Origin of the sequence: uncultured Polaribacter sp. (assembly GCF_947497695.1) — a bacterium.
Taxonomy (GTDB): Bacteria; Bacteroidota; Bacteroidia; order Flavobacteriales; family Flavobacteriaceae; genus Polaribacter.
Genome location: NZ_CANMHM010000002.1, coordinates 98,748 through 125,368, shown reverse-complemented (window position 1 = coordinate 125,368; position 26,621 = coordinate 98,748). Strand labels below are relative to the sequence as shown.

The window sequence follows — 26,621 nt, the reverse complement described above, 5'->3', positions numbered from 1 at the left end:
GATTATTCAAAACAGCAAAATTAAATAAGCTTTCATTTTTTTTGTATCTATGTAGCTTTATATTCCACTGCAAATATTTTTAATTACAATAAGTTTTTGTAATCAATTTTTTATAGATTATATATTTTAATATTTTTAATTTAATTATTACTGAATTTTTCAGGATAGGACAGGATACAACTTGATAACTTAAGTTTTACATTTATAAACTTATAAATTATTATAAAATAAAATTAATACAATAATACTTTAACAGAACAAGATATGTTTAAAAATAGTTTTTTATTAGCAGTACTTTGTGTTTTAAATGCATTTAACACAATAAGCGCACAACAAAAAACAGCTTCAGAAAAACCAAATATCATCTTTATTTTAACTGATGATCAAAGATTTGATGCCATTGGTTATGCAGGTAATAAATATGTGCAAACGCCACAAATGGACGATTTAGCAGAAAAAGGAACTTATTTTAAATCTGCAATTGTTACCACACCAATTTGTGCAGCTAGTAGAACTAGTATTTTAACAGGTTTGTATGAAAGAGCACATAATTACAATTTCCAAACAGGTAATGTTAGAGATGAATATATGGATGATTCCTATCCAAGATTGTTAAAAGACAATGGTTATTATACAGGTTTCTTTGGTAAATATGGTACAAGATATAATCATTTAGACAAACAATTTAATGAGTATGATTCTTATGATAGAAACAACAGATTTAAAGATAAAAGAGGTTATTATTACAAAACAATAGATAAAGATACTGTCCATTTAACTAGATATACTGGGCAACAAGCCATCGATTTTATTGATAAAAATGCAACAGGAGACAAACCATTTTGTCTTTCTTTAAGTTTTAGTGCACCTCACGCACATGATAGAGCAGAAAAGCAATATTTTTGGCAAAGTACTATGGATGAGATGCTAGAAGGTACTACAATGCCTAAACCAGCTTTAAGTGACGATAAATATTTTAACGCGCAACCAGAAATTGTTAAAAAAGGTTTTAACAGATTACGTTGGACTTGGAGATATGACAATCCAGAAAAATACCAACACAGTATAAAAGGATATTATAGAATGATCTCTGGCGTAGATGCAGAAATCAAAAAAATCCGTGAAAAATTAAAAGAAAAAGGTCAAGATAAAAACACTGTTATTATTGTAATGGGTGATAATGGATATTTCTTGGGTGAACGCCAATTTGCAGGAAAGTGGTTAATGTATGACAATTCTATAAGAGTACCTTTAATTGTTTTTGATCCAAGAGTAAACCAGCATCAAGATATAGATGATATGGTTTTAAATATTGATGTAACACAAACTATTGCAGATTTAGCAGGTGTAAAAGCACCAAAATCTTGGCAAGGAAAAAGTTTGATGCCAATAGTTAATAAAGAAAAGAAATCTATTGAAAGAGATACTGTTTTAATAGAACACATTTGGGACTTTAAAAACATTGCACCAAGTGAAGGTGTTAGAACTAAAAAATGGAAATACTTTAGATATGTAAATGACAAAACTATTGAAGAGTTATACAATCTAGAAAAAGATCCTCAAGAAATTAAAAACCTTGTAGGTAAAAGAAAATATAGAAAAGTTTTAGCGGATTTACGTGCAAAGACAGAAGAGTTAATCAAAAAGAACAGCAATCATTATAGAGCCGCTCCAACAGATTTAACTGTAGAATTAATCAGAGAACCAAGTGCAGAGGTGAAAGTTTTTGACTTAAAACCAGAATTCGGTTGGACAGTACCTTTAGGTGCAAAATTTCAAGGAGCTTATCAAATTTTAGTAGCATCAAACAAAGCAATTATAGATGCTAATAATGGTAATGTTTGGGATAGTGGTAGAGTTGCTTCTTCTAAATCTACAGATGTAGAATTTACAGGAAATGCTTTAGATATAGGTAAAACGTATTTCTGGAAAGTTAGAATTTGGGATGAAGCAAATCGTTTAGTAGATTATTCTGAAGCACAAGAATTTACAACAGGTAAAAGTAAAGACTATATTATATCAACAGAAAATAAATATTTAGTAGATAAAGTAAAACCTGTTGTATTTGAAAATAGAGGCGATTTTTACTTTATGGATTTTGGTAAGGCAGCATTTGCAACCATAGACTTTAATTATATAGCTAAAGAACCAGATACACTAACATTTAGAATTGGAGAAATGTTAGATGATAAAGGCAACGTAAATAGAGTTGTACCAAAGAAAAGTAACATTCGTTATCAAGAAGTTAAGGTTTATGTAACACCAGGAAAAACAAAATACCAATTAGAAATTAACCCAGTTCCAGACAAACGTATGAAAGGACCAAGTAAGGCAATTCCTTTACCAAAAGGTTTCCCTGTGTTACAACCTTTTAGATATGCAGAAGTAGAAGGAGCGAAAACAGCTTTAAAAGCTGATGATTTTGAGCAATTAAGACACACAGGTTATTGGGAAGACGATGCTAGTGATTTTAACAGTAATAATGATATTTTAAACCAAGTTTGGGAATTCTGTAAATACTCAATTAAAGCAACAACATTTAACGGATTGTATGTAGATGGAGACAGAGAACGTATTCCTTATGAGGCAGATGCGTATTTAAATCAATTAAGTCATTATACAACAGATAGAGAATTTGCAATTGCAAGACGTACTATTGAGTATTTTATGGAGCATCCAACATGGCCAACAGAATGGCAACAACATGTAGCATTGTTAATCTATGCAGATTATATGTATACTGGAAATTCAGAATTGATTGAACGTTATTATGAAGCATTAAAACATAAAACTTTGTATGAATTATCTAATGATGATGGTTTAATTACATCAACAAAAGTTACAGAAGAGTTTATGTACAAATTAGGTTTTAAACCTGGTTATAAAAAGCCATTAACAGATATTGTAGATTGGCCTTCTAAGAATTTTGCAGGTAGTAAAACCAAAGGAGAAAGAGATGGTTTTGTATTTAAACCATACAGCACTGTAATTAATGCGTTCTTTTATGAGAACATGAAAATTATGGCAGAGTTTGCTAAATTATTAGGAAAAACACAAGAAGCTTTAGATTTTGAATACAGAGCTGCAAAAGCTAAAAAAGCAGTTAACGAACAAATGTTCGATAAAAAACGTGGCGTTTATGTAGACGGAATTGGAACAGACCATGCATCTCTTCACGCAAATATGATGCCTTTAGCATTTGGTTTAGTGCCAGAAGAGCACTATCAATCTGTGGTAGATTTTGTGAAATCTAGAGGGATGGCTTGTAGTGTTTATGGAGCACAGTTTTTAATGGATGGTTTGTACAATGCTGGTGAAGAAGATTATGCATTAGAATTATTAGCAAGCAAAGCAAAAAGAAGTTGGTATAATATGATGAGAGAAGGTTCTACAATTTCTTTAGAAGCTTGGGGGTATGAGTATAAAATTAATTTAGATTGGAATCATGCTTGGGGTGCAGCTCCTGCCAATGTAATTCCTAGAGGATTATGGGGTATTAAACCTAAAACTCCAGGATTTGGTATTGCTACGATTAAACCTCAAATGAGTAAATTAAAACAGAGCTCAATTGAAGTGCCAACAGTAAGAGGTACTATAAAAGCAAGTTACAAACATAATGGTCCAAGGTTACAGACGTATGAGATTGAAATTCCTGGAAATATGGTAGCAGAATTTTCTTTAAATGGTTCAGAAGGAAAAGAGTTTATCCATAATGGAAAAAGTGTACCTTCTGCATTTAAAATTGTAAGATTAACTCCAGGGAAACACACCATTCAATTAAAAATAAATTCTTTTTAAATTTATAGTAATTTATTAAAAATTTAATCGACTTAACAAGAGGTAGTTTTTTACTACCTTTTGTCGTTTTTAATAATTAATCCACTTTAACTATGAGAAAAATAATCATATTCATTTTAACAATTGGCTTCTTCATTAGTGTTCATGGGCAAAAGAAATTATCAGCAATAATAAAAAGTAACACTAAAGTTACACAAGAAGGTGAAGGTGCTTTGTTTTTTGCAGGTACCAAGGATGTAAATTATAGGTTTGGTCAAAGAATTTCTCCTCATGGAGATTGTGTAGATGTAATAAATGGTTACGCATTTGTAACTTGGTACAAAGGAGGTATGGATCAACGTAATTTAATGTTGTCTAGAAAAAACTTAAATGTAGAAAACTCACCTTGGGTAACTATTCAATTCCCACATCAACATGTAGGTCAAGGAGGTGAATTACTAAAAGGAACAGGTATTAGAGGTGATTCTCACAATACAGCAGCTATTGGTATAAGCACTATAGACAACACAATTCATATTATTTATGATATGCATGCCTATAATAAAACAAGTTTACCCAACGATTTTTTCAACTATTCTGTTTCAAAAAAAGAGATGGCTTTTGTGCCAGATAATGAATTTACATTAGACATTTTTGAGCCTAAGAAAAACTTTTTAAAGTCTGGACAAAATTATGAACGTATGACCTATCCTATGATTCATAGAGCAGATGATGGAACTTTAGTTGCAAGGTATAGAAGAGGAGGCTCAGGAAATGGAGATATAGAGTTGGCACATTATAATGGAACTTCATGGACAAATAATTGGTTATTTCATGAAGGAACTTTAGCCTTGCCAAATAGAAATAATATGTATGGTGGTGAACGTTTTTTAAATGGTAAATTTTACTCAGGATTTTCTATTCGTTATTCTACAAACAATAGTACAAGTACAAGTAATGGATATTCATTAAACAGTGGTTTGTATTTTGCTTACACCAATGATATTCCTAAAAATCAATCTAGTCAATGGTTTGATGTAAATGATACACCTATTTCGTTACCAATTAAAAACAATATAAATCCTGCACAAGATCCTGTTCAAATTGCACAACCAGGAGACGATTTTGGCACAGCTACAAACCCAAGATCTTCATCAGATCCAGCTTGGACAGTCACTGAAAACGGAGCGATTCACTTTGTACAACGTGTTGATAATATCAATGTTCATTATTATAAAAGAGCAGCTGATGCTAATTTTTCTAAAAATGCAGGAGGTTTAATCCCTAATCCTGAGACTAGAGGAGAACTATTTAGCTACAAAAACCATGTGTTTATGGTAGAATTAATTGGTGGTAAAGTAAACATCAAAACTACTTTAGAAGGCGAAAATAATTGGAAAGTAATCTACACAGGACAAGAAATCATTTCTTTTGATCATTTTGATGCCTTTGTTGAAGATGATAAACTTTATGTGTATTTGATGGAAGATACTGGGAATAATACAGTTGGTCAAGGTGATAAACGTCCTTTGTATTTTCAAGAATTTAGTTTGGCTGAAGAAATAGTTCAAGAAGAGGATAAACCACTAGTAATTTTAGAAGCAGAAGATTATACAACAGCTTCAAACGATATTACTATTGGTACAAGTCCTTCTGCTTCTGGAGGGAAATATATAGATGCTTTTAGAAGCAATCAATTCTTAGAATATAAATTTAATATTGCTGAAGCTGGAGATTACAATGTTGTGTTGTCTGTTGCTGTTAGAAACAGAGATGATTCTACTATGGATGTAGAAATAAATGAACAATCATATAATAACTTCTTAGTTTCAAAAACTGGAGATTGGAATATTTATGAAGAAAACAGCATCGAAAATGTAAGTTTAAATCAAGGAGAAAATACGATTAGACTAACACAGAAACGTTCTTTATCTAGTGAACCAGACAAAATAGAATTTTTTTCAAAATTGCCTTTGAGTACTAAAAGTTTTGATGTTAGTGCTATTGGTGTTTATCCAAACCCAAGTAGAGGTGTATTTAAGTTGAATACATCTATCAAAAACATGGATTATCAATTAATAAACATACAAGGTAGAGTTTTACAAAAAGGAGTTGTAAACAAAAATCTATTTAATTTTTCTAACTTCACAAAGGGTTTGTATTTATTAAGGTTAAATTCAGAAGATAATACTACTTTTTTGAAACGAATAATTATAGAATAGCAGTTCAATAATTAAATTTTAGGACCATAGATAAAATATTAAATTACTATTTAATTATTTTGTCTATGGTTTTTTTACGTCTGAATCTAGCAAAAGAACCGAAAATTGAAAATCAATTAAAAAATATTTTATAAAAAAGATATTAGTAAATGGTTTTGTGTTTGTTAGTAATCTATCATTAGAGATGGATACAGATTGGTTTGTTCTTGTAAAATTAAATAAATACTTAGTACATTTTTTAGTGAATGTATTCAATGAAAGGCGCTATCTAACAACCTTTAAATGTGTGCTATTCTACCTAATAAATATGCTATTTTACCAAAAAACAGTATAGTGCAGGATACTGAAGCCTAGTTAAAGCTTTATTATTGTATATTAATAATATTTTTTTTATGAAATTACAATAGGTAATTCATTGATAGAAATTTAAATAATCAATCAAAATTTAACAATTATGAAAAAAAATTTACTCAAATTATTATTTGTAGCATTGCTTTTAGGTGGTTCCGCAATTTATAGTCAAACAGCTTTGCCTGGTACTATTGAAGTTGAAACTGGTGATATTTCGAATAATCAAACTGGTGGTACTCCTCCAAAAAATGTCTTAGGGTCTGGAAACGGAGGTTCGAATAATATCATAGACGAATTTAGAAAAAACAGTGGTGTAAATGGTACAATAATTAACCATGTAAGCATCGCAGCAGGAACTTATGATTTTACATTTACGTATTATAAAAGTTCAACTAGTAATACATTTCAAGTTCATTCTACAGATATGAGTGGGGGAAGTTCTACTTTATTACATTCATTTACACTTGTTAAGAATTCTGATACAGGTGCTACAACAAGTAGTTATGGTACTCAAACAGAAAGTATTACAATACCATCTGGTGTTACTTACATAACAATAACAAATAATCAGCCAGCCGCTGTAGATTTGGATAACGTTATAGTAGCTTCTGCAGCTGCTGCTCCAACAATTACTTTATTGGGTAGTACTCCTGTTATTGTTACTCAAGGTAGTACTTATACAGATGCAAGTGCAACTGCACTTGCTAGTGATGGGACTACTGATATTACAGGAGATATTGTTACAGTTAATCCAGTAGATGTAAATACAATTGGTACATATACAGTTACTTACAATGTGAGTGATGCAGGAACTCCTGCAACTGAAGTAACTAGAACTGTTAATGTAGTTGCAGCTGCAACTACAGCTACTCAAACAGGAAATTGGAACGATACTGCAACATGGGGTGGAAACCCTGTACCAACATCTTCTGATGATGTTTTTGTGCCAGATGGTGTTGTTGTTACTGTTACAGATGCACAAGCAGCAAATATTTTAAAAGTTACAGATGCTGCAAACGTAGTAGTAACCACAGGAGGTGCGTTAAGTATTACTGGAGATGTTTTCTTAGGTAGATTTGACTTTGGATTAGAAGTACAATCTTTAACAAGTGCAGCAGCAATGGGTACGTTAACTGTTGGTGGTTCAGTTCATACATTAAATTCTGATGATGCTACAACATCAACATCAGATAAAAGACTTTTTGTTAGAAAAACTTTAGCTAATAGTAGTGGTACAGATAATTGGTACTTATTATCATCTATGTCTTCTAAACAACCAAGAGTAAACAGAATGACAGATAGTGATTTTAGAACAAATGCAACACCTGCATACTCAATAGGTGTATATAATAATGGTAATGCTGATTTACTTAAATATGATTATTTTTCAACAACTTTAACAAATACAGAAGAGGTAGCTTTAGGTGCTGGTATGTCAGTGAGCGTTAGTGGAACTGGTAATATGAATAGCACAGGAGAGTTTGGTTACAAAGCATTTTATACGCATGGACAAACTGTGAATGTTCCAATAGATACAGATGGAGGTACAAGTGATAATTTTAATTTAGTAGGTAATCCTTTTTTAACCAATCTTCATGGAAATATCAACCAAAATGCAACAAATGTTTTAACTGCTAATACAGGTGTTTTAGAAGAAGCTACTTTATGGTTTTGGAATGCTGGTACTGGTGCTTGGGTTACAAAAAATCAATCAGATGATGCTTTTACAATTCCACCTGTAACAGGTTTCTTTGTAAAGTCTGATGCACTTGGAGGTGATTTTACGTTTACAAAATCAATGGAAACACATACTGCTGCAGGGAGTACCTCAGCTAAAAGTGTTAGCAGAAGATTTGAAATTAATTTATCAATAGAAAGTGGAGAATTAAAAAGAACATCATCTATTAGATATATAGATAATACATCAACATCTTTTGATAATGGTTATGATAGCTCTATGTTTGGTGGTTATGCTTCTGAATTAGAAGTATATACTGGTATTGTAGAAGGTGATTCTGCTAAAAAATTAGCAATTCAATCTTTACCAAACGAAAACTTAGAAAGTATGATTGTTCCTGTAGGTGTAACTGTTGCTGCAAACTCAGAAATTACATTTACAGCAGAAGCTTTAAATGTACCTGATGGATATGAAGTACTTTTAGAAGATAGATCAACGAACACTTTTACTAGATTAGATGAAGCTGATGCTGAATATAAAGTAACAATTACAGATGCAAACACAGAGGGGCGTTTTTTCTTACACACTTCAACTAGGTCAGCTTTAAGTATTGACGATGCATTTTTAAGTAGTATTAGTATTTATAAAGTAAATAATGTTTTAAGAATAGCTGGTTTAAAAGATGGTAAAGCATCTGTTAAACTATACAACGTTCTTGGAAAACAAGTAATGAGTTCAAACTTTATTGCAAATGGGGTTAAAGATCTTTCTTTACCAAGATTAGCAAAAGGTGTTTACGTTGTTCAGTTAGAAACAGCAGCTGGTAGTTTAAATAAGAAAATCATTTTGAATAATTAACGAGAATTTAAATAAAGATAATATTATGAAAAAACAAATAGAAAATACACAAGATATTTCTCGTAAAGAAGCAATTAAAAAAATTGGAAATTACGGTAAATACGCAGCATTAACTGCATTAGGTACATATATGATATTAAGTCCACAAAAAGCACAAGCTGCAAGTCCTGAAGCTCCAGGAACTGGATTCTAATTAGAAACAACTTTATTAATTTACCCAAACCAACTTATTTTTTAAATAAGTTGGTTTTTTTAATAGGTACAGAGTTTTACATTAAATTTAAAGTAGTTTAATTTTTAGAGTTTAATAAAACTTTATCAAATTAATAATAGACACTATAGAATTCAATTTGTAATAATTATGAAAAAAAATATTTTAAAAAACGTTTTATTTTTGAGCTTTATGCTCTATTCGTTTTTTGTAACTGCACAAGCAGTAACACCTGCACCAGATGAAGATACAAGTTCAGATCTTACTTGCCCATCTTCAGGTGTATTTGAAGATAATACTACAAGAGATGTAGATTTACCAGGATCTGTTAACGTAGGAACAGCAGATGATAGAAGTTGTTATTCTGATTATTCAGAAAGCAGTGTTTATGGAAAAACTTGGGGGGTTTATAATATTACAGATGGCTCTAATCATTGGGATCCAGTTAACACTTTACAACCAAGAATAGAAAGATCTTTATCTAGATCTCAAGAATTTGGAGTAGGAAGTTTTGCAAAATTTACTGGAATTGTTAGAATACTAGAAGTAGGTGATGCTACAGGTACTAATAATGATGGTACTTATATTATGCAAGCCAAAGGAAAACATACTGGAGGAGGTGGTTCTTCAGATCCTGCTATCTGTTTGTATTTAGCAAAACCTGTTTATGGCACTGGTGTCAATAGTAATGTACAGGTATCATTTGATATTTATAGAGAACAAATTAATGTAAGAGGAGGCGAAGGTGCTACTGGTAGAGATTTTGTTTTTCTAAAAAATGTATTAAAAGATGCAGAAACAGCTATAGAATTAGAAGTAGGTTTTAGAGTAGACCCTAATGATGCATCAAAAAGAATTCACTATGCAGATGCTGTAATTGGAGGTGATTCTTTTGATTTTAATATTCCAGAACCAGAAAGAGGTACACAATCTGGTATTAGATATGGGGCATACAGAGTTAAAGGAGGTAGAGCGCAAATTAGGTGGGCAAATACCACTTATCAAAAAGAAGAAGTAGTACATGTTCCAGTAATTTTAACAGGGCAAACCATTACTTCTGCATCTTCAGGAGACTGGAATGAGGGAAGTACTTGGGTTGATGGAGTTGTGCCTACAAGTTTAGATGATGTTGTAATTACTGATGTTACAGTTACTGTTGCAGCTGGGATGTCTGCTGAGTGCAATGATTTAACAGTTAATGGTACTGAAGGTACTAGAATAATTGCTGTACAAGAAGGAGCTAGTTTACAAATTAATGGAGATTTAATAACCAATAGATCTCAAGATGGAGTTAGATTAAGTTACACTTCTGCTGCCACACTTAATAGAGATGTTGGGACAATAATAATTAATGGAGACACAAAAAGTGATGCTACTACCACTGATAATAGAAGAGCTTTAGTTGCTAAAATATTACCTAGCAATGATGATTGGCACTTAATTTCTGTTGGAAGTACTAATTCTAGGCAAAATGAACTTGCAAGAACTGCAACGGCCTCTAATAATTACAATATTGTTACTAAAGGAGGTAGTTTTTCAATAGGATCTTACAATGGAAACAATGCAGTAGGAGCTAAATACGAATATATAGCTGTACCTACACTTCCTGCTACTGCTTATGCAAATGGTGTCGCATTTGATAAAACAGGTTACTCCGTTAAAGTAAACAACACAGCTACACCTACAAGACCTGAAATAAGATTAAGACCAGTTATAGAATATGCAGATGTTTCAGAAGATATTTCAGATGCTGGTGATCGTTTTAATTTAGTAGGTAATCCTTATTTTGCGTATTTACATGCAAATACAGCAGCAGATGCTGCAAATAATTTGTTAACTGTAAATAATAATGTGTTAGATGAACAAACAATTTGGATATGGAATAATGCCAAATCTGGTGGAGCTGGATTTGAAACCTATAACTTAAGTGATGCTTCTCTGCGTATTCAACCACTTCAAGCTTTTTTTGTAAAAGCTAAATCTGGAGGTGGTACAGCACAACCTTTTAGTATATCAAAAGTAATGAGAAGCCATACAAAAGCAGGTGCTTTTTTAAAGTCATCAAATGATAGATTTGAAATAGATTTATCAATAACAACTGCTGGTAAAACTGCAAGCACATCTATTAGATATATTGATAACATGACTGCTGATTTTGATAACGGTTATGATAGTTCTATCTTTAGTGGGTACAGTTCTGCTTTAGAAGTTTACTCAGGTTTAGTACAAGGTAATTCTACTAAAAAATTAGCAAAACAATCTTTGCCAAATACTAATTATCAAGATTTGGTTGTGCCTATAGGCATTACAGCAACAGTAAACTCAGAAATTACATTTACTACAGCTGCTTTAAATGTACCAGAAGGCTACAAAGTATATTTAGAAGATAGATTAAACAGTACCTTTACTAGATTAGATAAACCAAATGCTGAGTATAAAGTAACAATTACAGAAGCAAATACAGAAGGGCGCTTTTTTATACACACAAAAACAGCAGCAATATTAAATATAGATTCAGCATTCTTAAATAGTGTTCGTATTTATAAAGCAAATAATATTTTAAGAATAGCTGGTTTAAAAGAAGGGAAAACAAGTGTTAAGTTATTTAATATTCTTGGAAAACAAGTAATGAGTTCTAACTTTATTGCAAATGGTGTTAAAACACTTTCTTTACCTAGATTAGCAAAAGGTGTTTATGTTGTTCATTTAGAAACTGTAGCAGGTTATTTAAAAAAGAAAATTATTTTAGAATAATTAGTAAGAACAGATAAAGATATGCACGCTATCTGCTACTTAAACAAGGTTTAAGTAAATTTAAAGCCTCAACTTATTTGTAAGTTGAGGCTTTTTTGTTTTAAACAATATTGTATAAGGTAAGTTTCTATTTTTTTGTTGATTATTTGTGAAATTTAAAAAAAAATAGAATCCTTTTGATAAAAAAGAAACAGCGAAATACGTGTCTTTTTTAATTAAAAATAAAATATGATATTCAGTATAGTACAGGACACAAATTTTACCAAATATTTTTAGATTAGCAAACCATATTTATTGACAATAATAGTTTTAGAGAGAACTAGAAGATGATAAAATGTATCGAGTAATTGCTAAAAAACGAAAGTAAGAAATGAGTAAAAAAAATATTAATTGGGGAATTATTGGCTGTGGAGATGTAGCTGAAATTAAGAGTGGGCCTGCTTTTTACAAAGTAGAAAATTCTTCTTTAATTAATGTGATGAGAAGAAATGAAGAGAAGGTAAAAGATTTTGCAAAAAGACATAAAGTTGCAAATTGGACTACAAATGTATCAGAACTAATAAATGATAAAAATGTAAATGCAATTTATATTGCAACACCTCCTTCATCTCATTTAGAATATGCACTTCAAGCTTTAAAAGCAGGCAAAGATGTGTATTTAGAAAAACCTATGGTATTGAATAGTAAAGAAGCTAAAGTGCTTTCTGAAGCAGTTGTTAAAGGTAATAATAAAGTAACAATTGCACATTATCGTAGAAGTTTACCTGTGTTTTTTAAGGTAAAAGAATTGTTACTTCTAAATACTATTGGTAAAGTTACTTCGGCTAAAATTACTATTGCACAATCAAAAAAAGCAAATATAATTGCTAAAACCGATGTGAATTGGAGAATAGATCCTGCAATTTCTGGAGGTGGATATTTTCATGATATAGCTCCTCATCAATTAGATTTAATGTATTATTACTTTGGTGATATAGCATCAATAAAAAGTATTGATTTAGAAAAAAATAAAGTATCAAATGAGGTTGTAAAAGGTGAAATCCAATTTAAAAATGGAGTTCAATTTAACGGAAGTTGGGATTTCAATGCAGCTGAGGATGCAGATAATTGTACAATTATCGGAGAAAAAGGAAGTATTTCGTTTTCATTTTATGGAGAGAAAGTAATTGTTAAAGTTGATGAAAGTGTTAAAACTTACCAGTTTTCAAATCCAAAACATGTGCAACAAGCAATGATTGAAAAAACAGTAGGTTATTTTTTAGGTAATAATGAAAACCCTTGTACTGTTAATGAAGCAGTAATTGTAACTAAAATTATGGATGTTTTTTGTGGTATAGATTAGGATGAAGATTTATAATAAAATATATAAACTCACTTTTGTTTTACTGATTTTTACATCAGAATTTTTAAGTTCTCAAAATACAATCAAAATAAAAATGCCAAAAGGACGTATTGCTTTTACTTCTGATGGTAATTTACACGATTCTGACGATTGGGGAGCCACAGCTTTTTCTTTAGCACTTATAAAGTATGCAGGTTTAGAAAAACGTTTTGTGCATTATGACTATAACAACCATATTGGCAAATCTAGAAAAAGTTGGGAGCTAATTATGGACGATGCTGCCAAAGGAGGTGCCAAACGTTTTGGATTGGATGTTACTAAGGTTTTTGATAATCAAACAGAACAAGAATCGGCTATTTTAAACTTTGTAAAAGAAGCTAAAAAAAGTAGTAAAAATAATCCACTTTGGTTTATTTGTGCAGGGCCAATGCACACTGCTTATAACTTAATAAAAGCCACACCAGAAAATAAAAGACAGTTTATACATGCTATTTCTCATAGTAAATGGAACGAAGAACACAGTCATGAAGAAACTAAAATGACTTGGGCTGACATGAAAAAAGATTTCCCAACAGTTGTTTATCATGATATTATAGACCAAAATAAATCGAATGGAGAAGACGATTTTCAATCACACATACAAAATTGGTTCTGGCTTAAAGAAAGTGATAATCCAAATTGGCAATGGTTGTATAATATAGATGATACATTTCAAGTTGATAAATTAGAACATTGGAAATCGAACACAGAAAAACATTTTGATATTTCTGATGCTGGCATGACCTATTGGTTAATTACAGGAGGTCCAAATGGTGGAAATGACAAAGCAGGTTGGAAAGAAGTAAAAGCACTTTTTACAAACAAACCCATTGAGAATAATTTACCAACTTCAGAAATTAAACTCACTACTAAAGATTATATATTTATAGAAGCAGAAAACACAAAATCTAATTTACAAAATTGGAATTTGGTTCAATTTGGAGATGATAATTACGTTAAAAATGCATCAGGTTTTTCTTACCTAGAGTTTAATGGAAATAAACCTGATTTTGGCGAACCAAATTCGCCTTTAGAATACAAGTTTATTGCACCAAAAGATGGGGTTTTTAGGTTATTAATTATGAGCAGCAAACGTTTAGAGGGCGATAGAGGAGATTGGTGTAATGACGCTTTTGTAAAAATGGCAGGTAATTTTAAATCGGCAACAAATCTTACTAAAAACGATTTAGAAAATTATATTAAATATTTTCAAGAAGGAAGTACAAAAACTCCAGAATTGGAATGGAATTGGGCATTAAGAGCAGAAAAAGGAAGACACGTTTTTCACAATTTAATGTATCAATTAAAAAATGGAGAAACGTATACATTTACTTTAGCAGGAAGATCGAAACGTTTTAGTGTAGATTACTTAGTTTTTTACAATTCAGATACATTTAGTTTAAGAGACGCTAAAGATTTTTTTTCTAAATAAAATAAAGAATATTCAAAAAAAATAAATTTGAATATCTTACTCACATTAAGTAGAGAAATTCAATAAAATTAGGCTTAATTTTTTAACAATTATTTACTTTGAAATGTTTTTACCGTAAGTTATAAACCATTACACAAAATGGTGAAATTTACATCTATTTTTGTTATAACCCTTAATATAATTTCTTCAGTACACTACAGGATATAAATTCCAATATTTGCTTTTATTTTCGCGTAAACTTAGAACGATTTTATTATTGTTATAGATTATTTAATAAAATATTATGGACAAAATTTATAAAACTCTTTTCTTAATTGTTTTTACTAGTATTTTTAATTCTTGCCAAAAACAAGTAGAATTAGCTATTAAAACTGAAGGAAACAGGACCAAATACAACTTTAACCCAGATTGGAAATTCATTAAAGAAAATCCAAAAAATGCTAAAGATATAGATTTTGATGATTCAGATTGGAGTACTGTAAGTACACCACATACTTTTAACGACGTAGATACTTTTGATGATATGAGTTTGGGTGGTCATAAAGGCGAAAAAAATCAATGGAGAGGTACAGTTTGGTACAGAAAACACTTTAAACTACCAAAAGAAGAATCAGGGAAAAAGGTATTTATAGAGTTTGAATCTGTGCGTCAAATTGCAGATGTGTATATTAATGGTACATATTTAGGTCAAAATAAAACAGGTTTTATTCCTTTTGGATATGATATAAGCAAACATTTAAATTTTGGTTCAGAAGAAAATATTATTGCTGTAAAAGTAAATAACGATAGAAATAGTGATAACTTTAGAGATAATGATCCCTTAGTTTGGAATCACGAACATTGGCATCCAACACATGGAGGTATTTATAGAAATGTTTTTTTACATACGATGGATCCTCTGCACGTTACACTTCCATTATACGATAATTTAGAAACAGTTGGTACGTATGTGTATGCAGAAAATATAACAGCAGAAAATGCAGATGTAACTACAACTGCAGAAGTTCAAAATGATTATAATGCAGCAAAAAATGTAACCTATTTAACCCAAATAGTTGATAGAGAGGGAAAAGTAGTGGCAAGTTCAACCGCAAATAAAGAATTAAAAGCTGGTGAAAAATATACCTTTTCCACAACTGCTAGTGTTAAAAATCCAAATAGATGGTACACACGTAATCCTTATATGTATAAGGTATTAACCTTTTTAAAAGAAGGAGATGCCATTTTAGATAGATGTGAAACACCTTTAGGAATTCGAAGTTTCGATTTTAATAAAGATTCAGGTTTTCATAATAATGGAGAACATGCGAAATTACATGGTTGGGGACAAAAACCAACCAATGCTTGGGCAGGTTTAGGTGCAGCTTTACCAGATTGGTTAAGAGAATATACATTCCAATTAATGGATGAAGCTGGAGGTAATTTTATAAGATGGGGACATTGTGCAGCTTCACCAGCAGAAATCGCTTTTGGTGATAAATATGGTTTTGTAACCTTAATGCCAGGGGTTTCAGGAGAATCTCAAGATGAAGGAGAGGTTTGGGATATTCGTATCAAAGCTTTTAAAGATATGATTGTATATTACAGAAATCATCCCTCAATTTTTATTTGGGAAGGTGGTAATTGGGCAGAAACAGAAGCACATTATAAAGAAATATTAGACATTATAAATACTTACGATCCTAATGGAAAAAGGTTGATGGGAAACAGAAGATCAGATACTAAAGTAGAATCTGAAAAATATGTAACCATAGAAATTGGTACAGAAGGTTGGGAAAGAGAATTTGCAAGTTTACCAATTATAGAAAGCGAATACATGAGAGATGAAGCTCCAAGACGTATTTGGGATAAATTTTCTCCAGATGATAATTTTTATACTCATCCTAATATAGATAGAAACACATATACTTTAAATTCAGAAGAATTTGCAGTAGGTCAAGTAAGCCATTGGTGGACAAAAATGGGCAGAAAACCATTTCATGTGGGGGGTGCAAATTGGGTATTTTCAGATGGTACTCATGGAGGAAGAAACCCTACAGAAGTTACAAGAGCAAGTGGAGAAGTAGATGCTGTACGTTTGCCAAAAGAAGCATTTTACACAGTAAAAGCAATGTGGAGACCAGAAGCACAAATTCACGTTGTTGGGCATTGGAACTACAAAGAAGGCATTACAAAAGATATGTATGTAGTTTCTAATTGTGCTGCCGTAAAATTATATATAAATGGCGAATTATTAGACACAAATAAAAAACCAGAAAATGGTTATGTATTTAAATTTCCAAAGATAGCATGGAAAAAAGGAGAAATTAAAGTAGAAGGTTATTTAGATGATAAATTAGTGGTTTCTCAAACAAAAAAGACGGTTGGAGCACCTGTTGCTATTAAATTAACATCAATAACTGGTGCAAAAGGATGGTTGGCAGATGGCTCTGATATTGCTTTGGTAGATTTTGAAGTGGTTGATGAAAATGGAGAGAGATGTCCTTTAGATGCAGATCGTGTAGATTTTACAATTTCTGGACCAGGTGTTTGGAGAGGTGGATATAATAGTGGAAAAGAAAATTCTACAAATAATTTATATTTAGACACAGAAGTGGGTATTAATAGAGTTGCCATCCGTTCTTTATTAGAAGCAGGAGAAGTAACCATTACAGCATCTAGAAAAGGTTTAAAGTCTGCAAGTATTACTTTAACTTCATTACCAATTAAGATTACAGATGGGTTAACAAAAGAACTTCCACAAATGTATTATGATGGTGTTATTGCAGAAGAACCAACACCAGTTCATATTCCAGAAATGCCACCTTATGTTCCTGGTATTCAAAATAGAAGTGAGTTGTTTACCAATTTTAGTTACACAGGAGATGCGAAAGCAATGTTAAGAACTACCATGAATTGGGGTAAAAAAGCATACACAGATGTAGATCAAAATTACACAGTAATTCCTGGGTATTTAAGATTTGGAGAATATATTAGAACCCCAAATTCAGATAAAAAATATTGGGCAAGAGACCAACTGCAATTTATAGCAGGAAAAGACATGTATATTTATGTACTGCATGATGATCGTGTAGAAAGACCTGCTTTTTTATTAGAAGATTTTAAAGATAATGGAGATAACGTAAAAGTTGGTAATGTAACAATGTCTGTTTTTAAAAGAACGGCTAAAAAAGGAGAAAGTATTATTATGGCTGGTAATAGTGATAATGGAGTGCCAAAAGATTGCAGAATGTACACTGTAATTGGAAAAAAAATTAAAAAATAAAAGTATGTTTTAAGTATTTTGAAAAAGAATAAAAATTTAAAATCCTGTATTATAAAACCATTATAGTACAGGATACTTTTTTTTAGTAGTAAGCATACTTTTATTAATTCAATTTATACCCATAAAATATAGAGAGATAGCGTATTTATGAACCATGCAACAATTTTTAAAATACTAATTTTTATATCATTATTTTGTTGCTCATCTGTTTTTGCACAAAATCCAATTGTACCTAATGTTGGTTTAAACGATCCTCATATTCATATTTTTAATGATACTGCGTATATTTATGCTTCGCATGATAAGTCTGCAAATAATAAGAAATTTATTATGGAAGATTGGTGGATTTGGTCTTCTCCAGATTTAATCAATTGGAAAAAAGAAAGTATTTTAAAACCAGAAGACACCTATATAAACGATAAAAATTTTACGAGATGTTGGGCTACAGATGTTGCCTATAGAAACGGAAAATATTATTGGTATTTCTCTGAAGGCAATCAACAAACAGGTGTTGTTGTTGGAGATTCTCCTGTTGGCCCTTGGAAAGATGTTTTAAAGAAACCTTTATTAACATCAGAATTAACGCCAACAGATGAGTATGATATGGCTATTTTTGAAGAAAATGGCGAACATTATATCATTTTTGGAGTTTGGGATTATTACATTGCAAAACTAAATTATGATATGATTAGTTTAGCTGAAAAACCTAGAAAACTCATTATTAATAATCCTAGAGGGCCTTATAATTCTGATGGAAAAAACCTAGAAAAACCTACGGATGATAAGCCTTTTGTGCATAAATACAATGGAAAATACTATTTGTCTTGGGGTTGTTTTTATGCAATGGCAGACAATTTATATGGACCTTACGATTATAAAGATTCCGTTATAAAACAAGAAAGTTTTGCAAAAGGGTATGATGCTCCTACATGGCCAAATGGTTTTTTACAAGGCAGACATGGTTCTTTTTTTGAGTGGAATAATCAATGGTACTATACCTATTGTGATATTAGCCAAACAGGAAATAGATATTTTAGAGATACTTTTATAAGTTATGTGCATTACAAAGAAAATGGAGAAATGGCCACTATAAGAGTAGATGGAGTTGGAGTGGCAAATTACAATGCAAATTATAAAATTGAAGCAGAAGATTATTTTAAAGCAGAAGGCATTTCTAAAATAGAAATAGAAAATGGTTTTGCGATTCAAACAAATGCCCATAAAAGTTATGTAAACTTTACCAATATTAAAGCTTTAGACAAAAAATCTAGATTGATTTTAAATGTAAAAGCCAAAAACGGTGGTAAATTTTTAATTAACGTGGTTAAAGACGCATTAGATGGAGAAGTGATAGCGAATAAGACTTTTGAATTAACAACAAATTTAGAAAAATCGATAGAAATTATCCTAAATTTGGAAACTTTACAAAACAAAGAAAATATTTATATTCTAATAGAACAATTAACCAATAATCAATTACAAATCGATTCATTTTCATTTTCAAAATAAAAACAACCAATGAAAAAATTACTAATTTTAAGTTTATCAATTACACTTTTTTATGCTTGTGGAGAAACGGCATCTAAAAAAGATTACAAAGACGCTTCTTTATCTATAGATGAAAGAGTAGATGCTTTATTACCATTAATGTCTACAGAAGAAAAAGTAGCACAAATGCGAATTTTTCATGCCAATATTGGTACAAAGCCAGACGAAAATGGAAATTTAAAGTTATCTAAAAGAGTTATTAAAAAACTAAAATTAGGTATTGCAGGTATTAAAAATCCAGGAGAACATATAGATCCTGTGGCTGCTGCAAAAATGAATAATGAGTTGCAAAAATACATTATAGAAAATAACAGATGGGGCATTCCTGCTTTATTTGTTACAGAATCTTATAATGGTGTAGATGCAGATGGTTGTACGTTGTTTGGTAGACCAATGACATCTGCAGCATCTTTTAATCCAGAATTGGTACAAAGACAATGGGATGTTGTGGGTAGAGAAGCACGTTTAAGAGGTATGCACATGTGCCATTCACCAGAAGCGGATATTGTTAGAGATCCACGTTTTGGAAGAATGAGTGAAGCCTTTGGAGAAGACACCTATTTAACAACTCAAATGGTTAAAAATGCTATTATTGGTGTACAAGGAAATTATGAAGGTTTAGGTGCAGGTACGCATATTGGTGCTGTTGCAAAACACTTTGCAGGGTATGGACAAGTGTTAGGTGGTTCTAATTTTGCAGCTATAGAAATATCAGAAAGAACATTGATTGATGAAATTTATCCACCTTTTGAAGCGGCTGTAAAAGAAGCAAGAACATTAGGTATTATGGCTTCTCATGGAGATTTAAATGGAGTTGCTTCTCATGGAAATCCAGAATTATTAACTGGCGTTTTAAGAGACGATTGGGGTTTTGATGGCTATGTAGTTTCAGATTCTAATGATATTGCACGTTTGTACTACTTTATGGGGGTTGCAGAATCGCCAGAAGCTGCTGCACAAATGGGCTTAGAAGCAGGAATAGATATCGATTTATACGCAGAAGATTCATATTCTTATTTACCAAAAATGGTAGAAAAAAATCCTGAATTGATGAAATTAATAGACAGATCCGTAAGAAATGTATTAAGAACAAAATTCATTTTAGGATTGTTTGACAATCCTTACATCGATTTAGAAGAAACTAAAAAAGGGGTTCGTGCAGCAAGTTCTTTAGAATTGGCAAAAGAATCTGATTTAGAATCAATTATTTTATTAAAGAATGAAGAAAACACGTTGCCTTTAAATAAAAATAAATCAACAAGAGTAGCACTTTTAGGACCTTTATTAAAAGAGAACACTCAAGAAATGTTTGAAGCTGCAATTGGAGATAGCAAAGTTAAATTTGTTGCAGAAAAAGGGTTCAACTTAACAAATGAAAGAGGAGGAGCTCCAGAATTATTAGAAAGAGATCCAAAAGCAATTGCGAATTTGGTAAACATTGCTAGAAGTTCTGATGTAGTTGTGTTATTTTTAGGAGGCGATAAATTTACTGCTAAAGAAGCTTATTTTAGCAATAGTACTTTAGGAGATAGAGCTACTATAGATCCTGTTGGGCCTCAAGACGAGTTGGTAGAAAAAATTACGGCTTTAGGTAAAAAAGTAATTGTAGTTTTAAAACACAGAAGAACTTTATCTATTAATGCCATCGCTAAAAATGCTGATGCCATTTTAGATACTTGGGATTTAAGTGAATTTGGGGATCATTCAACTGCTAAAATTATTTTTGGTGATGTTTCTCCTTCAGGAAAATCTCCAGTAACGATTCCTAGATCAATTGGGCAATTGCCTTATCATTATAGTATGAAAGAAATCAACTATAAAAAAGAATACTTATTCTTAGAAAAAGGACCTTTATATCCTTTTGGACATGGATTAAGTTATGGGGATTTTGAATATTCAGATATTAAAGTTTCTAGTTCAGAGATTACTCCAGATTCAGAAATTACTGCAAGTGTTACTGTTACCAATAAAGGAAACGTAAAAGCAAAAGAGGTTGTACAATTTTATCTTAAAGATGAAATTGGTTCTGTAACAAGACCAGACAAAGAATTAAAAGGTTTTGATAAAATTGAATTAGCTGCAGGAGAAAGTAAAACAGTATCTTTTACTATTACTCCAAAAATGTTAGAATTCACAGGTATTTCAATGAAAAAAGTTTTAGAAGCTGGAGATTATACTGTTAAAATAGGAACTTCATCTAACCAATATTTAGAAACAACATTCAAATTAAAAAAATAATTAGCAATGAAAAAATCACTTTTAACCTTATTAGCAGCTGTATTAACACTTTTTAGCTGTTCTGTTTCTCAAAATACAGTGGCTCAAAAATCATCTGATTTGGATAATACTGCCATTGAAAAATCTATGATTAAAGCTTTAGAATGGCAAGAAGCACATCCTATTTTTGCAATACACCCTACAGATTGGACAGCAGGTGCTTATTACACAGGTGTAGCCAGAGCTCATAAAACAACCAAAAACATGATGTATATGGCTGCTTTAAAAAATCAAGCAGTTTGGAATAATTGGCAAACGTATAAAAGAATATATCATGCAGATGATGTAGCTATTTCTTACAGTTATTTATATGTGGCAATGAATGAAAAAAGAAGAAATTTTGCTGATTTAGAACCAACAAAAAAATTCTTAGATGAACATTTATATGAAGATAATAACTGGAAATCTGGAAAGAATCCAGGTCATGAAGGAAAAAGTATTTTATGGTGGTGGTGTGACGCTTTATTTATGGCTCCTCCTGTAATTAATTTATATGCGAAACAATCAAAACAACCAAAGTATTTAGATACGATGCACAAATATTATATGGAAACGTATAATAGATTATATGACAAAGAAGAAAATTTGTTTGCAAGAGATATGCGTTTTGTTTGGCAAGGAACAGATAAAGATAACAAAGAACCAAATGGGAAAAAAATATTTTGGTCTAGAGGAAATGGTTGGGTAATTGGTGGTTTAGCGTTACTATTAGATGATATGCCAAAAGACTACGAGCATAGAGATTTTTATGTAAATTTATACAAAGAAATGGCTGCAAAATTATTGTCAATTCAGTCTGAAGATGGTTTATGGAGAACAAGTTTGTTAAGTCCAGAGTCATACAATCATGGAGAAGTAAGTGGTAGTGGTTTCCATACATTTGCTATAGCTTGGGGTATAAATAATGGTTTAATAGATAAAAAACACACACAGGCTATAAAAAAAGCTTGGAATGCTTTAGCAGCTTGTCAACATGAAGATGGTAGAGTAGGTTGGGTACAAAACATTGGAGCATCACCAGAACCAGCATCTGCAGATAGCTGGCAGAATTTTGGTACTGGAGCATTTTTAATGGCAGGAAGTGAAGTTTTAAAATTGAAATAATACTTTGGTTAATTAAAAGAATTTAAAATCGAGGACTAAGTTCTCGATTTTTTTGCTAAATAAATTTCATCAGGACAAAACAGGATGGCACTGATGTAACAAAAAAGTAATTTTATAAAATATAGATTTTTTTAATAATTACAGATTTACAAATTAATCAACAAGAATAAATATGAAAAATACAATAGAAGGAAAAATAGTTTTTTTAGCTGTTTTATTGAGTCTATTTTTTGCATGCACATCAGAAAAAACATCTTCTGAAAAGAGTGAAAAAGACAAAGAAATTGCCAATAAAGTTCAAGACTTAATTGGTAAAATGACCTTAGAAGAAAAAATTGCAGAAATGACGCAAGATGCTCCTGCAAATGATAGATTAGGGATTCCATACATGAAGTATGCAGAAGCATTACATGGTGTTTGGCTTGTGCTGGATTATTATGGTAATACAACTGTATACCCTCAAGCTATTGCAGCTGCTTCTACTTGGCAACCAGAGTTAGTTAAAAAAATGGCTTCACAAACAGCAAAAGAAGCAAGAACTTTAGGGGTTACACATACGTATTCTCCTAATTTAGACGTAATTTCTGGTGATCCAAGATATGGTAGAGTAGAAGAATCTTATGGAGAAGATCCTTATTTGGTGTCTAGAATGGGTGTTGCATTTATTCAAGGTTTGCAAGGTATGGGTGATGAGCGATTTGATGAAAATCATGTAATGGCAACTGCGAAGCATTTTATTGGATATCCAGAAAATAGACGTGGAATTAACGGTGGTTTTAGTGATATGTCTGAACGTAGATTAAGAGAAGTGTATTTACCACCTTTTGAGGCTGCTATAAAAGAGGCAAAAATAGGTTCTTTGATGCCAGGTCATCAAGATTATAATGGAGTTCCAAACCACATGAATACTTGGTTGCTAAAAGATATTTTAAGAGACGAACTAGGTTTTGACGGCTTAATTGTTTCTGATAATAACGATGTTGCTAGATTAGGAACTATGCATTTTATTGCTGAAACTAGAACAGAATCTGCTATTTTAGGATTAAAAGCTGGTGTTGATATGGATTTAGTGATTGGTAAAAATGAAAAATTAGCAGCATATACTTCCAAAGTATTGAAAGATACCATCACAAAGAATCCTAAATTGGAAAAGTATATAGATATAGCAACTTCTCGTATTTTAACTGCAAAATATCAATTGGGATTATTCGATTCTGAACCAAAAGAAATAGATACAAAAACGGTAAATGCTGGTAGAAAAGAACATCAAGATTTTTCTTATGAAATGGCGAAAAAAGCAATCATTTTATTAAAGAATGATAACAATGTATTGCCTTTAGATTTATCAAAAATTAAATCTTTAGCAGTAATTGGACCAAATGCGCATGAAGAAAGACCTAAAAAAGGAACGTATTCTTTATTAGGTGGTTATTCTGGTTTGCCTCCATTTTATGTTTCGGCTTTAGACGGAATAAAAGCCAAAGTAGGAGATAATGTAAAAATTAATTATGCAAAAGGTTGCGATTTATTAAGCAATTCTAAAAAAGGATTTCCAGCAGCAATTGCAGCAGCAAAAAAATCTGATGCAGTTGTTTTAGTAATTGGAGGTTCTAGAAAAACTGGTGGAGAAGGCGTAGATAGAGCAGATTTAGATTTATATGGTGTACAGAAAGAATTGGTAAAAGCAATTCATGAAACTGGTAAACCTGTGGTGGCTGTTTTAATAAATGGTAGACCTTTGTCTATTAATTATGTTGCAGAAAATATTCCATCAATTTTAGAAACGTGGTATTTAGGTATGCGTTCTGGAGATGCTATTGCAGATGCTATTTTTGGTGATGTAAATCCTGGAGGTAAATTAACAGTCTCTTTTCCAAGATCTGTTGGGCAAGTTCCTGTAACCTATTTACAGCGTCCAGATTTTATTGGATCAGGAAAAGGGCAATTTAAAGATGCAGACAAATCGCCTTTATTTCCTTTTGGATTTGGTTTGAGTTATACAACATTTAAATATGGAACTCCGAAATTTAAAAATGCTACTATTTCTGTTGATGGAAGTACAACTATTTCTGTAGAGGTAACAAATACAGGAGATAGAGCAGGAGATGAAGTAGTACAAATGTATGTAAGAGATGATTATGCTTCTGTTGGGCGTTACAACAAAATGCTAAAAGGTTTTGAACGTATTTCGTTAAACCCTGGAGAAACAAAAACAGTAACTTTTCAATTAGGTTTTGATGAATTAAACATCTTAAATCAACAAATGAAAAAAGTATTAGAGCCTGGGACTTTTACAATTTCTGTTGGAGCTTCTTCACAAGAAAAAGACTTGCAAAAAGCCATATTAAGTGTGAAGTAAATACTTATTTCACTTCAAATTATAAACCTCATATTTTTTTGATATGAGGTTTTTTTATTAGGATAGCAATTCAAAAAAAAATATTTTTATTACTTTAATCCAACAATTAAAACAATTAAAAAATTAATTAAGAAAAAGAATGACAAAACAATTAACTTTATTTTTTGCACTAACTCTTAGCCTAAATAGCTTTTCTCAAAGTACATTTGTTAAGGGCTATTTTATTAACAACGCAAATGAAAAGACAAACTGTCTTATAAAAAATGTAGATTGGCTAAATAATCCTACTGAATTTAGATATAGAATCAATGAAAATTCTAAAGTAAAAACTTTAACCATAGATGATGTTAAAGAATTTGGGGTTTTAAACACATTTAAATATGTAAGGCATATTGTAGATATAGAAAGATCTGGTAAATTAGCTAAAGAACTAGATTATGATAAAAATCCAATTTTCAATACAGAACAATTATTTTTAAAAGTACTTATTGAAGGAAAAGCGATTCTGTATTCTTATGAAGATAAAGGTTTAACTAGATATTTTTTTAGTAAAAAAAATGCAGAGGTTAATCAGTTAGTTTCTAAACATTATTTAAGCAATGTAAACCAAGCAAAAATAAATAATGAATTTAGAAGGCAATTATGGATTGCTTTAAAATGTGAAAGTATTTCTATGAATAGTCTTAAAAAAATAAGATACAGAAAATCAGATTTAGTTCAGTTCTTTGTAAAATATAATGAGTGTAGCAAATCAGAATTTGTTAATTATCAGAAGAAAAAGAATAAAAAGAAAGATTTGTTTAATTTAACATTAAGACCTGGTATAAGAAATTCATCATTTGTTTTGATTAATCCAAATGAACAAGAAATTGATTTTGGTAAGAATTTAACCTCATTTAGATTAGGTTTAGAGGCAGAATTTATTTTTGGTTTTAATAATAATAAATGGGCATTTCTTTTTGAACCTACCTATCATCAGTTTAATGCAGATCTGCAAACTACAAGTTTTAAACAAAAAAGAATTGAATTTAATTTTGGTCTTAGACATTATATCTATTTAAAGAAAAAAGATGTTAAGCTTTTTGCGAATGCTTCATTTATTTATGTCAATAATTTTAATAATCAATTAACAGAGAGAGGCAATTCGATTTCAATAGAAATGCATGATAACTTAAATGTGGCATTAGGTATTGGTTGTAAATATAAAGATCGTTTCAGTTTAGAATTAAGGCATTTACCAAGTACAAATTTTATTTTGAGTGATTCTTCTGGTGAAAAATTATGGTATACCAGAACCCAGTCCTTATCTATAGCGTTGGGCTATACTTTGTTTTAAGACATAAATATTTCAAATGCTACTATAATTTGTAAATCTATCTTCACAAGAAAAGATTTACACAAAGC

The 26,621-nt window shown here is 30.9% G+C and carries 13 protein-coding genes; all 13 read left to right on the top strand.

Annotated features, from left to right (window positions below):
- Positions 1 to 264: 264 nt before the first annotated feature.
- The 13 genes from Q0731_RS02880 to Q0731_RS02820 all read left to right on the top strand — a co-directional run bounded on the left by Q0731_RS02880 (position 265) and on the right by Q0731_RS02820 (position 26,553).
- Positions 265 to 3,798: a sulfatase-like hydrolase/transferase gene (locus Q0731_RS02880; protein WP_299059606.1), complete on the top strand. Its 3,534-nt coding sequence runs from the start codon at positions 265 to 267 to the stop codon at positions 3,796 to 3,798.
- 92 nt (positions 3,799 to 3,890) lie between these two features.
- Positions 3,891 to 5,999, top strand: a complete 2,109-nt coding sequence (locus tag Q0731_RS02875) for a BNR-4 repeat-containing protein (RefSeq protein ID WP_299059603.1) — start codon at positions 3,891 to 3,893, stop codon at positions 5,997 to 5,999.
- Positions 6,000 to 6,453: 454 nt separating this feature from the next.
- Entirely contained in the window at positions 6,454 to 8,886 is a 2,433-nt protein-coding gene (locus Q0731_RS02870) for an immunoglobulin-like domain-containing protein (RefSeq protein WP_299059600.1), read from the top strand.
- Between the two features lie 25 nt (positions 8,887 to 8,911).
- Positions 8,912 to 9,079, top strand: a complete 168-nt coding sequence (locus Q0731_RS02865) for a hypothetical protein (protein ID WP_299059597.1) — start codon at positions 8,912 to 8,914, stop codon at positions 9,077 to 9,079.
- A 168-nt stretch (positions 9,080 to 9,247) separates the two neighbouring features.
- Positions 9,248 to 11,851: a T9SS type A sorting domain-containing protein gene (locus Q0731_RS02860; protein ID WP_299059594.1), complete on the top strand. Its 2,604-nt coding sequence runs from the start codon at positions 9,248 to 9,250 to the stop codon at positions 11,849 to 11,851.
- A gap of 370 nt (positions 11,852 to 12,221) precedes the next feature.
- Positions 12,222 to 13,193, top strand: a complete 972-nt coding sequence (locus tag Q0731_RS02855) for a Gfo/Idh/MocA family oxidoreductase (protein WP_299059591.1) — start codon at positions 12,222 to 12,224, stop codon at positions 13,191 to 13,193.
- 94 nt (positions 13,194 to 13,287) lie between these two features.
- On the top strand, positions 13,288 to 14,664 hold the full coding sequence (locus Q0731_RS02850; protein WP_299059588.1) for a hypothetical protein: 1,377 nt from the start codon (positions 13,288 to 13,290) through the stop codon (positions 14,662 to 14,664).
- A 283-nt stretch (positions 14,665 to 14,947) separates the two neighbouring features.
- Entirely contained in the window at positions 14,948 to 17,929 is a 2,982-nt protein-coding gene (locus tag Q0731_RS02845) for a sugar-binding domain-containing protein (RefSeq protein ID WP_299059586.1), read from the top strand.
- A gap of 147 nt (positions 17,930 to 18,076) precedes the next feature.
- Positions 18,077 to 19,438, top strand: a complete 1,362-nt coding sequence (locus Q0731_RS02840) for a family 43 glycosylhydrolase (RefSeq protein WP_299059584.1) — start codon at positions 18,077 to 18,079, stop codon at positions 19,436 to 19,438.
- Positions 19,439 to 19,447: 9 nt separating this feature from the next.
- On the top strand, positions 19,448 to 21,715 hold the full coding sequence (locus Q0731_RS02835; RefSeq protein WP_299059581.1) for a glycoside hydrolase family 3 N-terminal domain-containing protein: 2,268 nt from the start codon (positions 19,448 to 19,450) through the stop codon (positions 21,713 to 21,715).
- A 6-nt stretch (positions 21,716 to 21,721) separates the two neighbouring features.
- Positions 21,722 to 22,858, top strand: a complete 1,137-nt coding sequence (locus tag Q0731_RS02830) for a glycoside hydrolase family 88 protein (protein ID WP_299059578.1) — start codon at positions 21,722 to 21,724, stop codon at positions 22,856 to 22,858.
- A gap of 172 nt (positions 22,859 to 23,030) precedes the next feature.
- Complete coding sequence (locus Q0731_RS02825; RefSeq protein WP_299059575.1) at positions 23,031 to 25,217, top strand: beta-xylosidase; 2,187 nt, start codon at positions 23,031 to 23,033, stop codon at positions 25,215 to 25,217.
- A 139-nt stretch (positions 25,218 to 25,356) separates the two neighbouring features.
- The gene (locus Q0731_RS02820) at positions 25,357 to 26,553 is read left to right on the top strand and encodes a tRNA modification GTPase (protein ID WP_299059572.1); all 1,197 of its coding nucleotides are present in this window, start codon (positions 25,357 to 25,359) and stop codon (positions 26,551 to 26,553) included.
- The last annotated feature ends 68 nt before the right edge of the window (positions 26,554 to 26,621 follow it).